At 62.8% G+C, this 19,995-nt stretch carries 17 protein-coding genes; 5 read left to right on the top strand and 12 right to left on the bottom strand.

Going from position 1 to position 19,995, the window contains the following annotated elements:
- The first annotated feature begins 15 nt into the window (after positions 1-15).
- From ACZ5G6_RS09285 to ACZ5G6_RS09275, 3 genes are all read left to right on the top strand, one after another.
- Complete coding sequence (locus tag ACZ5G6_RS09285; RefSeq protein ID WP_223936894.1) at positions 16-1,359, top strand: HRDC domain-containing protein; 1,344 nt, start codon at positions 16-18, stop codon at positions 1,357-1,359.
- Between the two features lie 170 nt (positions 1,360-1,529).
- Positions 1,530-2,798 carry a thiolase family protein gene (locus ACZ5G6_RS09280; RefSeq protein WP_498690933.1) on the top strand — a complete coding sequence of 423 codons (1,269 nt, stop codon included), beginning with the start codon at positions 1,530-1,532 and terminating at the stop codon, positions 2,796-2,798.
- On the top strand, positions 2,795-4,939 hold the full coding sequence (locus tag ACZ5G6_RS09275; RefSeq protein ID WP_498690928.1) for a 3-hydroxyacyl-CoA dehydrogenase NAD-binding domain-containing protein: 2,145 nt from the start codon (positions 2,795-2,797) through the stop codon (positions 4,937-4,939). Before ACZ5G6_RS09280 ends, ACZ5G6_RS09275 begins: the two co-directional genes overlap by 4 nt.
- Before the next feature lie 87 nt (positions 4,940-5,026).
- Here ACZ5G6_RS09275 and ACZ5G6_RS09270 read toward each other — a convergent pair whose 3' ends face one another.
- From ACZ5G6_RS09270 to ACZ5G6_RS09235, 8 genes are all read right to left on the bottom strand, one after another.
- Positions 5,027-6,004, bottom strand: a complete 978-nt coding sequence (locus tag ACZ5G6_RS09270) for an aldo/keto reductase (protein ID WP_223936871.1) — start codon at positions 6,002-6,004, stop codon at positions 5,027-5,029.
- A 42-nt stretch (positions 6,005-6,046) separates the two neighbouring features.
- On the bottom strand, positions 6,047-6,265 hold the full coding sequence (locus ACZ5G6_RS09265; protein ID WP_223936869.1) for a helix-hairpin-helix domain-containing protein: 219 nt from the start codon (positions 6,263-6,265) through the stop codon (positions 6,047-6,049).
- Between the two features lie 32 nt (positions 6,266-6,297).
- Positions 6,298-6,858, bottom strand: coding sequence for a hypothetical protein (locus ACZ5G6_RS09260; protein WP_223936867.1), 561 nt, complete (start codon positions 6,856-6,858; stop codon positions 6,298-6,300).
- Complete coding sequence (locus ACZ5G6_RS09255) at positions 6,855-7,424, bottom strand: DUF402 domain-containing protein (protein WP_223936865.1); 570 nt, start codon at positions 7,422-7,424, stop codon at positions 6,855-6,857. Before ACZ5G6_RS09255 ends, ACZ5G6_RS09260 begins: the two co-directional genes overlap by 4 nt.
- On the bottom strand, positions 7,421-9,394 hold the full coding sequence (dxs, locus tag ACZ5G6_RS09250) for a 1-deoxy-D-xylulose-5-phosphate synthase (RefSeq protein ID WP_223936863.1): 1,974 nt from the start codon (positions 9,392-9,394) through the stop codon (positions 7,421-7,423). The genes ACZ5G6_RS09255 and dxs overlap by 4 nt, the downstream gene beginning before the upstream one ends.
- 189 nt (positions 9,395-9,583) lie before the next feature.
- Positions 9,584-12,394 carry an aconitate hydratase AcnA gene (gene acnA / locus ACZ5G6_RS09245; protein WP_498690922.1) on the bottom strand — a complete coding sequence of 937 codons (2,811 nt, stop codon included), beginning with the start codon at positions 12,392-12,394 and terminating at the stop codon, positions 9,584-9,586.
- Between the two features lie 265 nt (positions 12,395-12,659).
- Positions 12,660-14,024: a class I SAM-dependent RNA methyltransferase gene (locus ACZ5G6_RS09240; RefSeq protein WP_223936859.1), complete on the bottom strand. Its 1,365-nt coding sequence runs from the start codon at positions 14,022-14,024 to the stop codon at positions 12,660-12,662.
- Positions 14,021-15,997 (bottom strand): APC family permease, encoded by a 1,977-nt coding sequence (locus ACZ5G6_RS09235; RefSeq protein WP_498690920.1) that lies wholly within the window; start codon positions 15,995-15,997, stop codon positions 14,021-14,023. The genes ACZ5G6_RS09240 and ACZ5G6_RS09235 overlap by 4 nt, the downstream gene beginning before the upstream one ends.
- Before the next feature lie 115 nt (positions 15,998-16,112).
- On the opposite strand from ACZ5G6_RS09235, the gene ACZ5G6_RS09230 reads away from it, so the two are divergent.
- Both ACZ5G6_RS09230 and ACZ5G6_RS09225 read left to right on the top strand, forming a co-directional pair.
- On the top strand, positions 16,113-16,784 hold the full coding sequence (locus ACZ5G6_RS09230; RefSeq protein ID WP_223936855.1) for a potassium channel family protein: 672 nt from the start codon (positions 16,113-16,115) through the stop codon (positions 16,782-16,784).
- On the top strand, positions 16,784-17,518 hold the full coding sequence (locus ACZ5G6_RS09225; protein ID WP_223936854.1) for a potassium channel family protein: 735 nt from the start codon (positions 16,784-16,786) through the stop codon (positions 17,516-17,518). Before ACZ5G6_RS09230 ends, ACZ5G6_RS09225 begins: the two co-directional genes overlap by 1 nt.
- On the opposite strand, the gene ACZ5G6_RS09220 is transcribed toward ACZ5G6_RS09225, so the two are convergent.
- The 4 genes from ACZ5G6_RS09220 to dut are packed head-to-tail and all read right to left on the bottom strand — an operon-like array spanning position 17,488 to position 19,973.
- On the bottom strand, positions 17,488-18,270 hold the full coding sequence (locus ACZ5G6_RS09220; protein WP_498690917.1) for a DUF3159 domain-containing protein: 783 nt from the start codon (positions 18,268-18,270) through the stop codon (positions 17,488-17,490). The genes ACZ5G6_RS09225 and ACZ5G6_RS09220 overlap by 31 nt on opposite strands.
- The gene (locus tag ACZ5G6_RS09215; protein ID WP_223936841.1) at positions 18,267-18,641 is read right to left on the bottom strand and encodes a hypothetical protein; all 375 of its coding nucleotides are present in this window, start codon (positions 18,639-18,641) and stop codon (positions 18,267-18,269) included. Before ACZ5G6_RS09215 ends, ACZ5G6_RS09220 begins: the two co-directional genes overlap by 4 nt.
- The gene (locus ACZ5G6_RS09210; protein ID WP_223936833.1) at positions 18,634-19,407 is read right to left on the bottom strand and encodes a DUF3710 domain-containing protein; all 774 of its coding nucleotides are present in this window, start codon (positions 19,405-19,407) and stop codon (positions 18,634-18,636) included. Before ACZ5G6_RS09210 ends, ACZ5G6_RS09215 begins: the two co-directional genes overlap by 8 nt.
- Positions 19,408-19,460: 53 nt before the next feature.
- Complete coding sequence (dut, locus tag ACZ5G6_RS09205; RefSeq protein WP_223936831.1) at positions 19,461-19,973, bottom strand: dUTP diphosphatase; 513 nt, start codon at positions 19,971-19,973, stop codon at positions 19,461-19,463.
- Positions 19,974-19,995: the final 22 nt, after the last annotated feature.

Raw genomic sequence — 19,995 nt, 5'->3', positions numbered from 1 at the left:
TAAGCTTAAGCCACCATGACCCCTGAAAACCTGGATAAAACCACAGCCGGCGATCCGGCTGCTGATCCCACGACCCACATCAAAGTTGAAGGCTTCGACAGCCACATCCCTGAAGTCATCGATCTCGATACCCCGCGCGAAGGCGTGCCCTTGGTCATCGACACCCTGGCCGGACTGGAGCGCTGCGCCGCGGCCATTGCAGCCGGAACCGGGCCGGCCGGTGTCGACGCCGAACGCGCTTCCGGATTCCGGTACGGCCAGCGCGCCTTCCTGGTGCAGATCCGCCGTGAAGGAGCCGGCACCTGGTTGATCGACCCCGAACCCTTTGACAACCTGGACATCGTCAACGATGCGCTCCGCGGCGTCGAATGGATCCTGCACGCCGCCACCCAGGACCTTCCGTGCCTTTCCGAGCTGGGCATGTGGCCAGACAAACTCTTCGATACCGAACTTGCCGCCCGGCTCGCCGGGCTCCCCCGCGTCGGCCTTGCTGCCGTCATCGAGCAACTTCTTGGCTTCGGCCTCGCCAAGGAACATTCCGCCGCTGACTGGTCAACCCGGCCGTTGCCGGAACCCTGGCTTCGCTACGCGGCCCTGGACGTCGAGGTCCTGGCCGAACTCCGGGAAGAACTCATCGAACTTCTGGAGGCGGACGGCAAGCTCGGATTCGCCGAGGAGGAATTCGCGGGAATCCTTGCGGCGGGGATCGCACCGCCACGGGTGGATCCATGGCGAAAGACATCCGGACTCCACCAGATCCGTGACCGCCGCCAGCTGGCCGCCGTCCGGGAACTATGGCAGGAGCGGGATCAACTAGCCCGCAAGCGCGATGTCGCTCCCGGCCGGCTCATCCCGGATTCCGCTCTCGTCGCAGCAGCCAAGGCACTGCCCACCACCGTTCCCCAACTCCTGGCAACCAAGGGCTTCCATGGCAGGTCCGCCCAGCGCGAAGCCCCGAGATGGCTGCGGTGCATAACGACCGCCCGCACGCTCACCGAACTGCCTCCCCTGCACTTGGCCACCAACGCGCCGCCCCCACCACGCGTGTGGGTGGACCGGGACCCGGCGGCTGCAGCGCGCCTCGCCACGGCCCGCCCCGCGCTCCAGGAAAAGGCCGACGAGCTGAAACTTCCCATTGAGAACCTGCTCACCCCGGACTACCTGCGGCGCGTGGCGTGGCGGCCGCCGTCGGACGTCTCACTGGAAACAGTGGCAGCTGAGCTACGCACCCTTGGTGCCCGGGAATGGCAAATCTCCATTGCGGCACCCATCCTGACCGAGGCGTGCCTGAACCCCAAGCCGCTCCCGGGCAAGGAGTCCAAGCCGAAGGAAGCACAGCAATCCAAGGACCCTGCCTGAATTACTGCCTTGCATCTGGGCCCGCCACCCGAACTTCGGTTCGAGGTGGCGGGCCTTCTGCGTCCCACGGCACCTTGCAAGCTAAGTTACTCGCGAGTAACATTGCATCAATGCCAACCGGAGATCCGCTCTGCGGGATCCGGCACCATGTCTCAACGAGGAGTTAACACATGAGTCCATCACGCAGTGCTCAGAGGAACGTCCGCGACGTCGTGTTCGTGGACGGTGTGCGTACGCCCTTCGGCAAAGCGGGCGAAAAAGGCATCTACGCCGGTACCCGCGCCGACGACCTCGTCGTAAAGTGCATCCGCGAACTGATGCGCCGCAACCCATCGTTGCCTGCGGACCGCATTGACGAGGTAGCCATCGCTGCGACAACCCAAACCGGCGACCAAGGCCTCACGATCGGCCGGACGGCGGCCCTCCTGGCGGGCTTGCCCCGCACGGTACCCGGCTTCGCAATCGACCGCATGTGTGCTGGCGCCATGACGGCAGTGACGACGACGGCGAGTGGCATCGGCTTCGGCGCGTACGACGTCGTCATTGCCGGCGGCGTGGAGCACATGGGCAACCACCCCATGGGTGCAGGCGCGGACCCCAACCCGCGATTCATATCCGAACGGCTCGTGGACCCGGCAGCGCTGAACATGGGCAACACAGCAGAGAATCTGCACGACCGTTTCCCTGCAATTACCAAGGACCGAACCGACGCTTACTCGGCCGCCTCGCAGGCCAAGCTGGCGGAAGCTTATTCCAGGCAGCAGATCCAGGAAGACCTGGTCCCCGTGGCCACCATGAAGCCAGGCCAAGGCTGGGCACTGCACACCATGGATGAGCCGCCCCGGCCCGGAACAACGGTAGAGGATCTCGCCGGGCTGCGTACACCGTTCCGCGCCCATGGGCGGGTTACCGCAGGCAACGCAGCGGGGTTGAACGACGGCGCCACCGCTGCGTTGCTCGCTTCGGCAGAGGCCGCAGATGAATTGGGCCTGCCAGTGAAAATGCGGTTGGTCTCCTATGCCTTCGCGGGTGTGGAACCTGAAGTCATGGGGATCGGCCCGGTACCAGCTACGGAGAAGGCCCTCAGGAATGCAGGCCTCGGCATCGACGACATCGGATTGTTCGAGATCAACGAGGCATTCGCCGTACAGGTCCTGAGCTTCCTTGACCACTTCGGCATCGCGGATGACGACCCCCGGGTCAACCGCTACGGCGGGGCGATCGCCGTCGGACATCCGCTCGCTTCCTCGGGCGTTCGACTGATGAACCAACTGGCCCGGCAATTCCAGGAAGATCCCTCGGTCCGTTATGGCATCACCACCATGTGCATCGGCCTGGGGATGGGTGCCACGGTGATCTGGGAGAACCCCCATCACGCTGACTTCGAATCCTCCGTCCCGGCTTCAAGCCACGCCACCACAGAAGGAGCCGCCGCATGAGCGCCGCAGAATTCCAGAAGCTCGCCTCCCTCTTCCCTGACGAGGTAGTGACGCATTCCTACGTCCAGGACATCCAGCTTCCAGGTGGTGCCGGCACCTTTGCCCTGATCACCCTGGACAACGGCCTGGACCACTCCAAGCCCACCACCCTTGGACCAAACACCCTCGTGGAATTGGGCAACGTTCTGGAAGGGCTCAAGGAGCGCGCCACCAAGGGCGAGATCGTCGGCGTCGGCGTAACCGGCAAACCATACTTCCTGGTGGCCGGCGCGGACTTGTCTGCGGTGAAGACCCTCAAGGAACGTGAGCACGGCTTGTGGATGGCCCAGCTCGGACATGCGGTGTACTCGACCTTGGCCGACCTTGGGGTGCCCAGCTTCGCCTTCATCAACGGCCTGGCCCTTGGCGGCGGCCTGGAGATCGCCCTGCAGTCAACCTATCGGACCGTCTCCACGGGCGCGGGTGCCCTGGCCCTGCCTGAGGCGTTCATTGGCCTTGTTCCGGGCTGGGGCGGCGTTTATATCCTCCCCCGCCTGATCGGACCCGAGAATGCCGTCAAGGTGATGATCGAGAACCCGCTCAGCAACAACCGCACCCTCACTGGCCCCGAGGCGTTTGATCTCGGTATTGCCGATGCAATCTTCGAGCCGGCCGACTTCGTGGAGCAGTCCCTGGCTTGGGCGGCCCGTGTCATTGCCGGCGAAGAGACACCGGCGCGGGAGAACGCCGTCGATCCCTCGGACGAGGGCATCGCCCGCCGCTGGACTGCAGCCGTCTCGGCGGGCCGTGCGTTTGTGGAGGCGAAGACCTCCAATGCCTCGCCCGCGCCCGCCAAAGTGCTGGACATCATGGAAGCAAACCGCACCATGAGCCAGGGCGAATCGGCGGAACTGGAATGTGAGACCCTTGCCGGACTGATGCAGACGGACGAATTCCGTTCCACCGTGTACGCGTTCCTGGACCTTGTCCAGAAACGATCCAAGCGGCCTGCCGGGGCTCCGGACCGCAAGCTGGCCCGCCCTGTCACCAAGGTGGGCGTGGTAGGCGCCGGACTCATGGCAAGCCAGTTGGCGCTACTCTTCGCGCGCCAACTCAAGGTGCCCGTCGTCATGACAGACATCGACCAGGCCAGGGTGGACAAGGGCGTTGCGTACGTCCACGCAGAAGTCGACAAATTGCTGGCAAAGAAGCGAATCAAGGCCGACGCCGCCAACCGGACCAAGGCGCTCGTCACCGGTTCGGTGTCCAAGGAAGTCTTCGCTGATGCCGACTTCGTCATCGAGGCCGTGTTTGAAGAGCTGCACATCAAGAAGCAGGTCTTCGCGGAAGTGGAGGAGATCGTCTCCCCCGAGTGCATCCTTGCCACCAACACTTCCTCGCTGTCCGTGACCGCCATGGCCGACGACCTCCGGCACCCGGAGCGGGTGGTGGGCTTCCATTTCTTCAACCCTGTTGCCGTCATGCCGCTCCTGGAAATTGTCCGGGCGCCAAAGACTGACGACGCCGTACTTGCTACGGCTTTTGAACTCGCCAAGGGCCTGAAAAAGACCGCAGTCCTGGTTAAGGACGCCCCGGCGTTCGTCGTGAACCGGATCCTGCTCCGCCTCATGGGCGAAGTTATCGCCGCCTTCGACGAAGGCACCCCGGCCGAGGTCGCAGACACCGCTTTGCGTCCCATGGGCCTGCCGATGACTCCCTTCACCTTGAGCGCCATGGTGGGCCTGCCGGTGGCACAGCATGTGCAGGAGTCCCTCCATAATGCTTTCGGAGACCGTTTCCCGGTATCACAGAACCTGCAAAAGCTCATCGACAACGGCGTAAAGTCACTCTGGGTACCCGGTCCCGATGGAAAGCCGGTCATCCCCGCAGAGACCCTGGCCATCATGTCCTTCGGCAACACTCCCTCTACAGGAGCGGAGGTGTTGCGGCGCACCCAGGACGCACTGGCCGAAGAAATCGGACTGATGCTTGAAGAAGGTGTAGTTGCCGGGCCTGAGGACATCGACCTCTGCGTCATCCTTGGAGCGGGCTGGCCCATGTTCCTGGGCGGCATCACTCCATACCTGGACCGTGTCGGGGCCTCCGAACGAGTCAATGGCAAGCGCTTCCTGGCACCAGGCGTCGCGTCCGCTCCTGCCTAGGCCTTTCTGCACGCAACGAGGCTTTTACGGAAAAGGGAGGGCCGTGACAGGAGCGAAAGCTTCGGCCACGGCCCTCCCTTTTTACGGCTAGAAGAGTGCCACCTTGGGAGCACGCGGGAAGATATCGTCCAGTTCCTCGCGCTCCTCCTGGCTCGGGACCCAGCACACGGCTTCGGCGTTCTCACGAATCTGCTCCGGACGGGTTGCCCCTGCAATGACGCTGCTGACGCCCGGCTGGGCTGCCAGCCAGGAGAACGCGAGCTGCACCTCGGTGATGCCCCGCTCCTTGGCGAACTGGCTAAAGCGGCCCAGTTGCTCCCAGTCGGCGTCATGCACGAGGTTGGTCCGGGTGTGGCTCAGGCGGGTGCCTTCCGGGGCATGGCCCGCGGAGTACTTGCCGGTAAGCAGACCGTTGGCAAGAGGGAAGTAAGGGAGCACACCAAGCGAGAAGGCGCTGGCGGCCGGAAGTACCTCAAGCTCGGCACGGCGGTCCAGCAGGTTGTAATGGTTCTGGGTTGAAATGAAGCGGGCCCCGCCAGACTGCCGCCCAACGTACTCGGCTTCGGCGATCTGCCACCCGGCAAAGTTAGAGTGACCGATGTAGCGGACCTTGCCGCTGCTGACCAGGACATCCAACGCTGCAAGGGTTTCCTCGATGGGCGTCTGTGTGTCTGGTGTGTGGAACTGGTAGAGGTCGATCCAGTCCGTACCAAGCCGGCGCAATGAGGCTTCCACCGCCTTGAGGATGTAGCGCCGGGAACCACGCGCACCAAAGTCGTTGCCATTGACCCCGTGCATATCCATACCAAACTTGGTACCGATGACGACGTCGTCGCGATGCCCCTTGAGGGCTTTGCCAAGCATGACCTCGCTGAGGCCAGGCTCACGTCCGTAGACATCGGCGACGTCGAAGAAAGTCACCCCGGCATCAATTGCGGCGTGGACAACGGCATCCGTGCCTTCCTGCGACTCCGTGGGAGTGTTGGCGCGCCCCAGGTTGTTACAACCCAGCCCGACAGCTGAGACGGTCAGTCCGGAATGGCCAAGGCGTCGATAGTCAGTCATAAAACCCAGCCTATAACGCACTTCCGTGCGCTATGGTCGACGTTAGCGCGAGCCGAAGGAGATGCCGGATTCCTCCATGGCCTCCTCGAGCTGGGCTATGGCTACCGGACCCATGCCGTGGAGCTTGGAGGCCTGCAGTTCGCCAAACTCGGCCAACTGTTCCAAAGTTTCGATGCCTTCGTGGGCCAACGCCCGTTTCGCTGGCGCCGCCAGGCCCTTGGGTAGCGGCGTATGTCCGGGCCAATTGCTCTTGGACGACATGGAACATCCCTCCTGCGTGCGTTAGGTCCTACTTAGAGGGTAAAGCCCACGCCTTGCTTGGGCGAGTGCTTTAGGCGGAATGCGGTGGGGTCGCCGTGCGGAGCCGCTGCGACGGAGAGCTTGGTGAAATCGAGGTCTTCGTTGCGTACACAGATCTTGATGGCATTGACGGCTTTGTTGACATCCGGGCAAAGGCAAAAGACGTTCAGGTGTGAGTTGCCTATCTCCGTGCGATCCACGATTCCCAGTCCTCGCCACGCCAGTTCACCAGTGAGCGCAGCCTTTGCCTTGCGCTCCAAGTAGCGGTCACGTTCAGTGCCGTCCTTGGTCTTCAGCGCAAACTGTGCCACCACCCAAAACTGCTCGGACTCCGGGATCTCGGCGTACCCGTCCTCTTCACACTGGACAGCGAAAGCCGCCATCAACCCGTCAACCGAAGTGTCGTCGTCGACGCCTGTTTCATCAGTCCTGCTTTGGTGGCCCACCACGCCGTGATTGATCACGAACTGGTGGTCGTCGTCGTCATACCAGGCTTCACGGAAGTGAAGTACTCCCTCGTCGTCGCGCTTGTACATGCGGATAATGCCGCTCATGCCCGTCCTTTCCTGAACCACTCTGCACTGGTATTGCTGGCGCCCTCGACGTCGAATGGAGCCCTCATGGCGTCCACTGCATCACGAAGGGCTGCGCATTCTGCACGCATGGTTTCCACGGTTTCTGCGGGATAGCCCATGCCTACCCTGTGGTCCTCAAACTCATCTTCGTCATCGACGAACACTCCATGACGGGTGGAACGGATGACATCCAGGTCCATGTCGATCATATGGAACTCGGTGACGCCTGGCCTCAGGGTGTTCCATCCATGATCAGTTGCCAGGTCTACGTAGATCCGGAAGTCACCCGGGTAGCTGTCGTCATAGAAAGTCGCGACGAATTCGCCGGTACGCGGTACCAGCAGAACGGCATCCGAGGCCGTGTAGAAGGCAGCGCCGGGACGCGAACAGAACTCCCCCGCACCTTGGAAAATCCACCAGCCGTGGATGTCCTCACCCAAGTAGCGGCCAGGCACAACCCAGTGTGCCTTGCCGTTCCACTTCCTGTTTCTCGCCACCACGAGGTCGCCAGGCTGCAGGGAGCCGGGCTCGCGATCGGAACTCACAGTTTGGGCAAACTGCCGGTGGTGGGGTGTTCCTGACCTGGCAGGGGCCGTGCAAAGGGGACCTTGGTCCCCAAAACCTGGGCTACGACGTCGTGGGCTATTTTCTGGGCCGTCAGTCCGACGCGCTCCAGGACCTGGCTCCTGGATCCGTGCACCAGGAACTCGACCGGCAAGCCGACCTCATTGAGTGCAGTATCCACGCCTGCTGCGCGCATCTCCTGCCGAATACGGGAACCCACACCGCCGGCGCGGACGCCGTCCTCGATGCAGATGACCAGGCGGTGCCGGGCGGCAAGGGCGATGATCGATCTGCGGACAGGCAAAAGCCAGCGGGGGTCAACCACTGTGGAGCTGATCCCCTGCGCGCCAAGACGGCTGGCGACATCCAGGGCGAGCTCGGACATGGCACCAACGCTGATGATCAGGACATCGTTTTCGGTGGAACCCTCGGGACGGCGCGCAAGGATATCCACGCCGTCGTGGAGACGCTCAATGGCCTCAACTTCAGAGCCGACGCTTCCTTTGGAGAACCGCACTACGGTGGGGGCGTCATTGATGGCGACCGCCTCGCGAAGTTCCTCCCTGAGCCGGGTGGCATCGCGCGGGGCGGCCAAATGGAGCCCGGGGACAATCTGGACCATCGCCATGTCCCACATGCCGTGGTGGCTGGGACCATCCGGCCCCGTGACGCCTGCGCGGTCCAAGACAATCGTGACGCCTGCCTTATGGAGCGCGACATCCATCAGGAGCTGGTCGAAGGCCCTGTTCAGGAAGGTGGCATAAACCGCCACGACCGGGTGCAGGCCGCCAAAGGCCATGCCAGCCGCTGACGTGAGCGCATGCTGTTCGGCAATGCCGACGTCAATGACGCGTTCAGGGTGGCGCTCCGAGAATTTGTGCAGGCCAACAGGAATGAGCATTGCCCCGGTGATACCGACGATATCGGGACGTTCGTCGGCGATGTCGGCGATTTCCTCCGCAAAAACCGAGGTCCATGACCTGGCACCGGGCGTCTCGGTCGGCTCGCCCGTCTCGGGATCGATGATTCCGACGGCATGGAATTGGTCGGCCTCGTTGGCAAGGGCGGGGGCATATCCATGGCCCTTTTCGGTCATGGCATGCACGATCACCGGGCCGCCGTAGGCTTTGGCAGTGCTGAGGGCGTGTTCCATGGCGTGAAGGTTGTGTCCGTCAACCGGACCGATGTACTTCATGCCCAGGTCCTCGAACATTCCCTGGGGCGCCCACCAGTCCTTGATGCCCTTCTTCATGGCGTGCAGGCTCTTGTAGGTGAACTGACCGACCGGGCCGCCGTTCTGGAGCTTCTTCTTCCACCAGTCAAGCATCCGCTCGTAGGCGGGCGTCGTCCTCAGTGAGTCGATGGTAGGGCGCAGCGAGGCCAGGTAGTCGGCAAAACCGCCCACGGTCGGCGCGTAGGAGCGGCCGTTGTCATTCACGACGATGACCACGCGGCGTCGCTTGTCCGCGGCAATGTTGTTGATGGCTTCCCATGTCATGCCGCCGGTCAGGGCGCCATCACCGACCACCGCGACGACGAACCGGTCGCCTTCGCCAGTCAACTGCCGGGCGCGGGAAATACCGTCAGCCCAGGACAAGGACGAGGAAGCATGGGAACTTTCGACGATGTCATGCTCGGATTCGGCGCGATCCGGGTAACCGGAGAGCCCGCCCTGCTGGCGCAGCGTGCTGAAGTCCTGCCTGCCAGTGAGGAGCTTGTGGACATAGGACTGGTGCCCAGTATCAAAAACGATGCTGTCCCGGGGCGACTCGAAGATCCGATGCACAGCAAGCGTGAGCTCGACGACGCCGAGGTTGGGCCCCAGGTGTCCACCCGTAGCGGCAACGTTGGTAATCAGGAAGTTCCTGATCTCGCCGGCCAGCTGTTCCAGCTCATGGCTGGACAGTTTGGCCAGGTCCTGTGGATCCTTGATGGTTTCCAAGAGTCCCAACGGCCCTCCTTAGGGTGAATGACGTGCTTGTTAACTTTAGCGCGTGCCGGGGCCAGCGTTTTCGCGCGCGCGTGCGAGGTGAATATGCCTGCGAGGTGGATACTCGCCCTGGGACGCCAAAGCCCCGGCTGGTCGGGCGACCAGCCGGGGCTGCCTGGCATCGGAATCAGCTGGAGACCAGCCGGTTCACTATGCTGCGGAGATCTGGCGCAGAACGTACTGCAGGATGCCACCGTTGCGGTAGTAGTCCGCTTCACCCGGGGTGTCGATGCGCAGGACGGCGTCGAAGGACTTGGACGTGCCGTCCTCGGCCGTTGCAGTCACCTTGAGCGTCTTCGGCGTCGTGCCGTTGTTCAGCTCGGTGACGCCTTCGACTGCGAACGTCTCCGTGCCGGTCAGGCCGAGCGTTGCTGCCGACTCACCAGCCGGGAACTGCAGGGGAAGGACGCCCATGCCGATCAGGTTGGAGCGGTGGATGCGCTCGTAGCTTTCGGCGATGACAGCCTTGACGCCCAGGAGGGCGGTACCCTTTGCTGCCCAGTCACGGGACGAACCGGAGCCGTACTCCTTGCCTGCCAGGATAACCAGCGGCGTTCCCGCTGCCTGGTAGTTCTGTGCGGCATCGTAGACGTAGGCCTGCGGTGCGCCTTCCTGGCTGAAGTCGCGGGTGAAACCACCCTCGACGCCGTCCAGGAGCTGGTTCTTGATGCGGATGTTGGCAAAGGTACCGCGGATCATGACCTCGTGGTTGCCACGGCGTGAGCCGTAGGAGTTGAAGTCCTTGCGCTCCACGCCGTTGGCCAGAAGGTACTGGCCCGCCGGGGTGTCCGACTTGAAGGAGCCGGCCGGGGAGATGTGGTCCGTGGTGACGGAATCGCCGAGCTTCAGGAGCACGCGGGCTCCCTGGATGTTCTGGACGGGATCCGGCTGCGCCTTCATGCCCTCGAAGTAAGGGGGCTTCCGCACGTAGGTGGAGTCCTCGGCCCATGCGAAGGTGTCACCGGCGGGGGTGTCGAGCGCCTTCCAACGGTCGTCGCCGTCGAAAACGCCTTCATAGCCCTTGGCGAACATGGCCTTGTCGATGGAGGAGTCGATGACTTCCTGCACCTCGATGGGGTTGGGCCAGATGTCCTTCAGGAACACCTCGTTGCCGTCCGAATCGGTGCCCAGGGCATCGGTGTCGAAGTCGAAGTCCATGGAACCGGCCAGGGCGTAAGCGATGACCAACGGCGGGGAAGCCAGGTAGTTCATCTTGACGTCCGGGTTGATGCGGCCTTCGAAGTTGCGGTTACCCGAGAGGACAGCCGTCACGGAGAGGTCGTTGGCCTGGATGGCTTCGGAGATCTCGGGCTCCAGCGGGCCGGAGTTACCGATGCAGGTGGCGCAACCGTAGCCCACAATGTAGAAGCCAAGCTTCTCCAGGTACGGGGTCAGGCCGGACTTCTCGTAGTAGTCCGTGACAACCTTCGAGCCCGGGGCGACGGAGGTCTTGACCCAGGGCTTGGAGGTAAGGCCCTTGTCCACGGCGTTGCGGGCGAGAAGCGCCGCTGCCAGCATGACCGAAGGGTTGGACGTGTTGGTGCAGGACGTGATCGACGCGATCGACACCGCACCGTGGTCCAGCTCGAACTCGCGGCCGTCGGCGGTCTTCACGTGCACCGGGGAGGACGGGCGGCCGTGCGCACCGTTGGCGGCGGACGCAACGCGTGCCGTCTCCGTGGTGTGCGAGTCGGCGTGCGTGAACGACGGTGAATCGGAAGCCGGGAAGGACTCGTCCAGGGATTCGTCTACGCTGCCGTCTTCAATGGCGACATAGTTGTGGATGTCCTTGCGGAACTGCTCCTTGGCATCCGTCAGCTCGATGCGGTCCTGGGGACGCTTCGGACCGGAGATGGACGGAACAACCGTTGACAGGTCCAGCTCGAGGAACTCGGAGAAGCGCAGTTCGCGGGAGGGATCGTGCCAGAGGCCCTGTTCCTTGGTGTATGCCTCCACAAGGGCGACATTCTCTTCGGACCGGCCGGTGAGACGCAGGTAGTCAAGGGTGACGTCGTCGATCGGGAACATGGCAGCCGTGGACCCGAATTCCGGGCTCATGTTGCCGATGGTGGCGCGGTTGGCCAGCGGCACTGCTGCGACGCCTTCACCGTAGAACTCGACGAACTTGCCAACAACACCGTGCTTGCGCAGCATTTCGGTGATGGTCAAGACGACGTCTGTGGCGGTGGCGCCGGCCGGGATGCTGCCCTTGAGCTTGAAGCCAACAACGCGGGGAATCAGCATGGAGACGGGCTGGCCAAGCATGGCAGCCTCGGCCTCGATGCCGCCGACGCCCCAGCCCAGGATGCCCAGGCCGTTGACCATGGTGGTGTGGGAGTCGGTTCCAACGCAGGTGTCCGGGTAGGCGCGGAGCACGCCGTCGATCTCGCGGGTCATGACAGTGCGGGCCAGGTACTCGATGTTGACCTGGTGGACGATGCCGGTTCCGGGGGGAACAACCTTGAAGTCATCGAAGGCCGTCTGGCCCCACCGCAGGAATTGGTAGCGCTCACCATTGCGCTGGTATTCGATCTCCATGTTGCGCTCCAGCGCGCCGGAGTTACCGAAGGCGTCGATCTGGACGGAGTGGTCGATGACCATCTCAGCGGGTGCCAACGGGTTGACGCGCTTGGGGTCTCCGCCGAGTTCCTTCACGGCCTCGCGCATGGTGGCGAGGTCTACAACGCAAGGCACGCCGGTGAAGTCCTGCATGATGACTCGGGCCGGGGTGAACTGGATTTCGGTATCGGGCTCCGCGTTGGGGTCCCAACCGGCCAGGGCGCGGACGTGGTCAGCCGTAATATTGGCGCCATCCTCAGTCCGCAGGAGGTTTTCAAGCAATACCTTGAGGCTGAACGGAAGGCTGTCTGCGCCCTCTACGGAGTTCAACCGGAAAATTTCATAATCGGTGCCGGCTACATTCAGTACGCCTTTGGAACCGAAGCTGTCCACAGTGCTCATGGCAGGACTCCTCTCGCAACAGTTTCATCTTTGTCGCGTGGTTGGCCGCTAGCCAGTTAGGCGCACCTTACTTAGCCTGGCGGCACTCTCAGTTGGTCACCCCTGTCCGCCGTGCGGAACCATGCGGAGTGGGGCTACTATGCGGGACTACTACGCCCATCGTAGTGGCATCGATCACGTTCAAGCACTGCTGGAGGGCAGTTCCGCCGAATGCTGCACGGCCCGCATCGCCCGCCATGCGCTGGCATGGCGGGCGATAACCTGCCTAAGCAGCGGGAACGATGAGCGCGACGGTCTCCAAGTGATGGGTGTTGGGGTACAGGTCGAATGCCCTCAACGATTCCAAGCGCCAGCCGCCTTGCTGGAAGTAACCCAGATCACGTGCAAAAGAAGCCGGGTCACAGGACACATAGGCAATCGCCCGGGGACGCGAAGCCATGAGTTGGTTCACCACGGCCTTTCCGGCCCCTACGCGCGGCGGGTCCAGGACCAAGGAATCGAAGTTCCGGGGGCGTTGGTGCAAGACCCGTTCCACCCGTCCCTGCACGATTTCAACGTGGGATTCTCCGTGCAGGTTCTTGCGCGCATCACGGCTGGTGCCAGGCGCCCCTTCAACGGACAATACCGAACCCGTAACTCCTACTGCGTCAGCCAAAGGTGCAGTAAACAGGCCTGCGCCTGCATAGAGGTCCGCTACAGCAGCACCTGGTTGGAGGTACCCTCCGCCCGCGAGGTAGCCGGTCACCGCGTTGACAAGGGTGTCCGGCGCGTCCTTGTGGATTTGCCAGAAGCCTTCGCCTGTGACGCGGTATTCGTGACCGGCTGCCGATTCCTGCACCCAGGTCCGGCCCCGAAGCTGCAGCACCTGGCCCTTGCCGGGATCAAAGCTGGCCACTGAAACATCGTGCGGCAACTGCGAAAGGATGCTGTGGAGCCGCTTTGGACTGGTGGCTTCCTCCGGTGCCAGCAACACAAGAGGCCTGGAGCCATTGGCCGGCGACGCCACTTCGATACGTGCTATCCCGCTGAGGTCCAGGTCCCACAACCGGAGATCGTTGATTCCGGGAAGGGCCAAGGGCATCTCCCGGATGGGCACCACCACGTCTGATCGGTGGGCATGCATACCCAGCCGCCCCTTGGGTGTGACGGCAAAGCTGGCGCGGGTACGCCAGCCGAGTCCGCCGTCGGGGGCGCCCACCGCTTCAACCTCGACGGCGAGGTCCAGGCCAGCAAGTCTCTTGAGTTGTTCCGAGAGCACTTCAGCCTTCAGGGCACGCTGCCGCTGCAGGGAGATGTGGCCGAGTTCGGCACCGCCAACAGGCGGATTTCCCTGCCGCCACGCCGCCAGCGAGTCGGCCAGCTTCCAGAAGTGCGGCACGCGGTCCGGCGAGGCTTCCAGGACTTCGACGACGTCGGCACGCCAGAAGCGCGACGAGTCACCGGAGTCGGTCAACCGGATACGGACCTTCTCCCCCGGAACGCCGTGGCGTACGAAGATGACGCGGCCTTCATGGCGTGCCACGAAGTGCCCGCCATGCGCGATGGGGCCAACGTCAACGATCAGTTCGGTGCCCGGCGTGCCTTGGCCTCCGCTGTTTTCAGTGAGGGGGGAAATGCTGTGGGAGGTCATTGGGTATCCTGCAGTGCCTTTGCTTCTTCGGACGACTTCAGCTGCCACGGAACGCTGGCAACCATGACTCCAGGTTCAAAGTGGAGCCGCGTCTTGATTCGGAGTGCCGTCTGGTTGTGGACCAGCTGCTCCCACCATTTGCCCACGACGTACTCAGGGATGTACACCACGATCAGGTCGCGGGGTGAGTCGCGTCTCATGTTCTTGATGTACTCCATGATCGGAGTCACGGTCTCGCGGTAGGGGCTGGCCAGGACGGTGAGCGGTACTGGAATTTCCAGCTTTTCCCAATCCCGGACGGTGTGTTCTGTCTCTTCGGAGTTGATATCCACGGTAATCGCATCGAGCCGCGATGGCCGCGACGCCCGGGCGTAAGCCAGGGCACGGAGTACGGGTTTGCGGACGTGCGAAACAAGCAGCACGGCGTGGACCCGGGTAGGCAGCGCGCGCGGCGAGGAATCCTCGTCAACGGCCAGTTCCTTGGCAACATTGTCATAGTGCGCCCGGATACTCCACATGATCAGGAACAGCACGAACATGGCCAGCAGCGCGATCCAGGCACCTTGCTCAAACTTGGTGATGAGGACGATCACCAGAACCAGCGCAGTCATGCCGAACCCCACCATGTTGATGGTCCGGGACTTGATGATCCTGCGGCGGATGGCTTTATCCCGGGCCAGCTTCAATTCGCGGCCCCAGTGCCGGACCATGCCGAGCTGGCTGGCGGTGAAGGAAATGAAGACACCTACGATGTACAGCTGGATGAGCTTGGTGACATCGGCGTTGAACGAAAGGATGAGGACCAGCGCCCCGGCCGCCAGGGCAAGCACGCCGTTGCTGAAGGCCAACCTGTCGCCGCGGGTGCGGAGTTGCCGGGGAAGGTAGCCGTCCTGCGCCAGGATGGAGCCCAGTACAGGGAAGCCGTTGAACGCGGTATTGGAAGCAAACACGAGGATGACGCCAGTGGCAGCCACCACGACGTAAAAGGGAATGGAACCCGCCCCAAAAATAGTGTCCGCGATCTGGCTGATCGCCGGGTTTTGGATGTAGCCCTCGGGCAACGGCTTGCCATCAAGGAGGAATTCCTTGGCGGGATCCAGGACAATGTGCACCTTCGTGGCGTTTGCGAGATACAGGATGCCCGCAAGCATGGCCGCCGCGATCGCGCCAAGCAGCAACAGCGTTGTGGCTGCGTTCTTGCTCTTGGGCTTTTGAAAGTTGGGCACACCATTGCTGATCGCCTCCACACCCGTCAAGGCGGCAGCGCCCGAGGAAAAGGCCCGCAGCAACAGGAACGCACCGGCAAGGCCAACCAGGCCTTCATCGAAGCCGGCCTCGGGCACGATGGTGAAGTTGGCGGATGGTGCCTCGCCCAGTTGTCCCGTAAGGGCCTGGAAAATGCCGACGAGGGTCATTCCCAGGATGGACGCCATGAAGATGTACGTGGGAACGGCGAAGACCGTTCCGGCTTCCTTGATGCCCCGCAAGTTGACCAACGCGAGAATGATCACGCCCACAGTTGCGATCATCGCCTGTTGGCCGTGCAGCGAAGGGATTGCTGTTGTGAGATACGCTGCCGCGGACGACATCGACACTGCAACGGTCAGGACGTAGTCCACGAGGAGCGCCGAAGCGACTGTGAGCCCGGCGTACTTGCCCAGGTTGACGTTGGCGATCTCATAGTCGCCTCCGCCCGATGGGTAGGCGTGCACATTCTGCCGGTAGGAGGCCACTACTGTAAGCAACACCACCATCACGGCCAGCCCCACCAGCGGCGAGAACGCAACCGCACTGACGCCGGCAAGAGCCAGGGTCAGCAGGATTTCATCCGGCGCGTAGGCCACTGAAGACAGGGCGTCCGAGGCGAAGATGGGCAAAGCGATGCGTTTGGGCAAGAGGGTGTGGGATAGGCGGTCATTCCGGACTGGCCGGCCCACCAACACCCGCTTCGCTGCATTCAGTATTGTCAACACTTTCGCAAAACTACTCTGAATCCCCAGCGATGTCATGACGGCGGTCTCCGCTTTACGTCCATCGCACCGGTAAAGTCTTACGCAGCGGCACGGTAAACACACATAAGGAGACACGGTGGCTCACTTCGTGATCATGGGTTGCGGCCGTGTTGGCGCAACCCTGGCACACACTTTGGAAGACGCCGGCCATTCGGTGGCCATCATCGATCAGGACGAACGGGCGTTTCGTCGGCTGCGCAACACGTTTACCGGCCGCAAGGTCACTGGCGTTGGTTTCGACAGGGACACCCTGAAACAGGCCGGTGTGGAAGAGGCTTACGCATTCGCCGCTGTTTCCAGTGGTGATAATTCCAATATCCTGGCCACCCGCGTGGCACGCGAGACCTTCCATGTTGCACACGTCGTGGCCCGCATCTACGATCCCGGCCGCGCGGAAATTTACCAGCGCCTCGGCATCCCCACCGTGGCCGCCGTGCGCTGGAGCGCCGACCAGGTCCTCAGGCGCATCCTTCCCGAGCAGCATCTCGCCGGCGACTACCGTGAGCCATCCGGGCGGCTCGTCCTGGCCGAAGTGGATCTCCACGAAGGGTGGATTGGCCATAACCTGACGTCCATCGAAGCTGCCGCAGGCATCCGCGTCGCCTTCCTGACGCGCTTTGGAGAGGGCCTCCTGCCCCAGCCGGGTACGGCCTATCAGGAAGGCGACACCGTCCACGCAATGTTGAGCCTGGACAGGACCTCGGAGATCAGCCGGGTCCTCGCCAAAGCACCGGCCAAGGAGTTTTAGTGAAAGTTGTCATCGTTGGCGCAGGCAGCGTCGGCTCGTCCATCGCCCGTGAGCTCTTGGCCCACAACCACCAGATCTTGCTCATCGACCTCAAGCCCGAGGTCATTGGCCGCAGTGGCCTTCGGGGTGCGCGCTGGCTGGTGGGCGACGCCTGCGAACTCAGCACCCTGCAGGACGCGAAACTTGAGGATGCCGACGTCGTGGTTTCCGCAACGGGTGACGACAAAGTGAACCTTGTGGTGTCGCTGCTCGCCAAGACGGAATTCGCTGTGGGCCGCACTGTTGGGCGCGTCAACAACCCCAAGAACGACTGGATGTTCAATGACTCCTGGGGTGTGGACGTCGCCGTCAACACTCCCCAGCTCATGACTGCCCTGGTGGAGGAGGCCGTGGAAATCGGCGACATCGTACGGCTGTTGACCTTACAGACCGGCGTCGCCTCGATCGTGGAATTTACAGTCCCCCACGACTCCCACGTCATTGGGAGCACGGTGGGCGCTATCGAGTGGCCTGAAGATGCCACCCTGGTAGCCATCCTTCGCGATCAGGCGCCCATCACCCCAAGCCGCGATGACGTCCTGGATGGTGGCGACGAACTGTTCTTCGTGACCACCATCGCAGCAGAGAACGGCCTCCGGGCCCTATTGTCACCAGCGTCCATGGCGGGCCAAGGGCCCCGCGATGGCGCATCAGACGTTGCGGATCAGGCCGAGGACGACGGCTTCGACGGTTGAGGTGCCGGCTTGGTCACAAGCCAAGCCACCCAAAGGCCGAGGATATAAAGCGGTGCACCCATCACGAGCCGCGTGGTAGCCAATGCCGTCAACCCTGGCTCACCCAGGAAGTACAGGGGCACCTGCACCACTAGCCGCAGCGCGAGTACGGCTATAACAATCCAGGTGCCAAGCTGGTAGGCCCGCAGCCGCTCAGGATCTTTGCGCCATTCAAGGCCCTCGTTCCGGACAAATCCAAACAACAAGCCGGCGATGGGCCATTTCAGCACGATGGACAGCACCATGCCGGTGATATAGGCAATGTTGGTGAAGAAGCCGAGAACGTAGAAGTCTTCAGCCTTCCCGGTGGTGTTGGCCAACCACGCAGAAATCCCGACGCCGACCACACCGGCGAGTGCCTGCGTCAAGGGACGTCGTTGGATCAGGCGGACAACGGTGAAGATTGCCGCGGTAGCCAACGCCGCCACAAGGGAAACCGTCAGGTCCCGGCTGACAGTGAACACCACGAGGAAGAGAAGGCCCGGGAGGATGCTCTCCGCGATGCCTTGGACTCCTCCGGCGGACTTCAACATGTCCACATGGCCGGCACTGTTGCGGTGGAGTCCCGCCTTTTCTGCATAGCCAGCAGCTAAATCGGCAACGCCCGGGCTTTTGCTTGCCGGCGTCGTGGCTGACCCCGTAGCCGTGGTTTCACTCTTCCCCGGCCCGGGATGGGTGGGATCCTTCGGCTCTGGTCCGTTGGCCATGGTCATAGGTGCTCCTGACGGGAAAGTATCTCGTAGCGTGGATTGAACATCGCAGGCAGGCCGTCCAGTTGGGTCACCATGCCGTTCAATCGCAGTTCCACTCCCGCTTCAATTCCGGGCACCCGGTCCCTGCCCAACCAGATGACGCGGAGCCGCGTGTACGGCTTCTTCACTCCCCCACCGCCAATCGACGATTGCGAACTGTGCTCCAAGGCATCCACAATGATTGCCGAAAAGAAGGGTTGCTCACTTGGCGGCTGATGCGTGACAGATTCGATGAATCCGGTGCACGTGGCCCTTCCACGGGCGGGTAGGTCGCGGATGCCTTGATGGGGATGCTCGCTGGCAGGCCCCGACGAGCCTGGCGTATCAGCCAATCTGGGTGATCTCCGGTCCACGCTCCGGCTGCTGCATGGCGGGCCCGCCTTGCTGTGCGCCGGGTTCGGCAGCTGCCGCCTGGGATTGGGCTGGGCCCTGGGCGGCAGCATCCTTGGGCAGGCGCAGCTGCAGCAATTCGCGCGGCGGCATAGGGTTGTCACCGCGGACAACAACCACGCGCCGGAACAGTTCTTCCAAGCCTGCCGCGGCCTCCCGGTCCAGTGCCGCTTCGCCACCGAGGACACCACGAAGGAACCACCGGGGACCATCCACACCCATGAAGCGGGCGGCGCGGAAACCCCGGCTGCCATCGGTAGCCTCGGCTGGCAGCTTCGCCACGAGCTCCGTGCCAAACGTTCCAGGCACTTCTTCAGTCTCGCCGCCCTGGCTGGCTACGGATTGTCCGATCTGCTCGCGGATCTCATCCCAAAGGCCTTCCGAACGCGGGGCAGCGAATGCCTGGAGCTGGAGGCTTGAGCCGGCCAGGTCCATGGTAACGGCCACCACGCGCTGGGTAGCTTCTTCCACTTCCAGCCGTAACTGGAGTCCGTCGGCCGGGGCGATCAGGAGTGCGCCAAGATCCACGTATCCATCGCGGTCCTCGATCTCATCGATGTCCCAAGGGCCTTTGCCAAGCCGGAAATCACCCTTGGTGCCGGACTCGCCAGCTGCAGGGATTCTTGCCTCAGCCGCGTCGTTTTCCTCGACGGTGCCAGCGGTTTCCGGCCGCTCGGCCTTGGACTTTTTGCCGCGCCCAAAAAGCATTGGGTTGTCTCCTTAGTAGTGGTCTATCCCCAAGTAAACCGCAACCCCGTGGGTTATCCGGCCACCGGTGCGTTGAATCCGCCGGTGGAACCAAAGCCGCCGGTTCCCCGGGCGGAGTCGGACAGATCATCAACCATCACGAAGCGCGCGTACTCAACCCGCTGAATAACCATTTGGGCAATTCTATCGCCGCGCTTGAGCTCAATGGCGTGGTTTTGATCGGTGTTGAGCAGTGTGACCGCGATTTCTCCGCGGTAACCTGCGTCCACAGTTCCGGGTGCGTTGACAACAGTGAGGCCGTGCTTGGTCGCCAGGCCGGACCGCGGGTGGATGAGTGCCACAAAGCCGTCCGGGAGGGCAATTGAAACGCCGGTAGGAACCAATTTCCGTTCTCCAGGGGCAAGTTTCACATCCTCACGGGCCCGCAAGTCCGCGCCGGCATCGCCGGGGTGCGCATAGGAGGGGGCTTCCAACCCGGCGTCGAGCATCTTCAGCTGAACGTCCAAAGTGGGCGCGCCGTACGCTGCGGTGGTCTCATTACTGAATACTGCGGTCTCGTTGCTCACAGTGGACTATTCTACTGGGCCC

It is taken from the genome of Arthrobacter sp. TmtSoilC51 (assembly GCF_055388015.1).
Note: the sequence above shows the minus strand (reverse complement) of the source record. Positions and strands in the feature narration are given on the sequence as shown.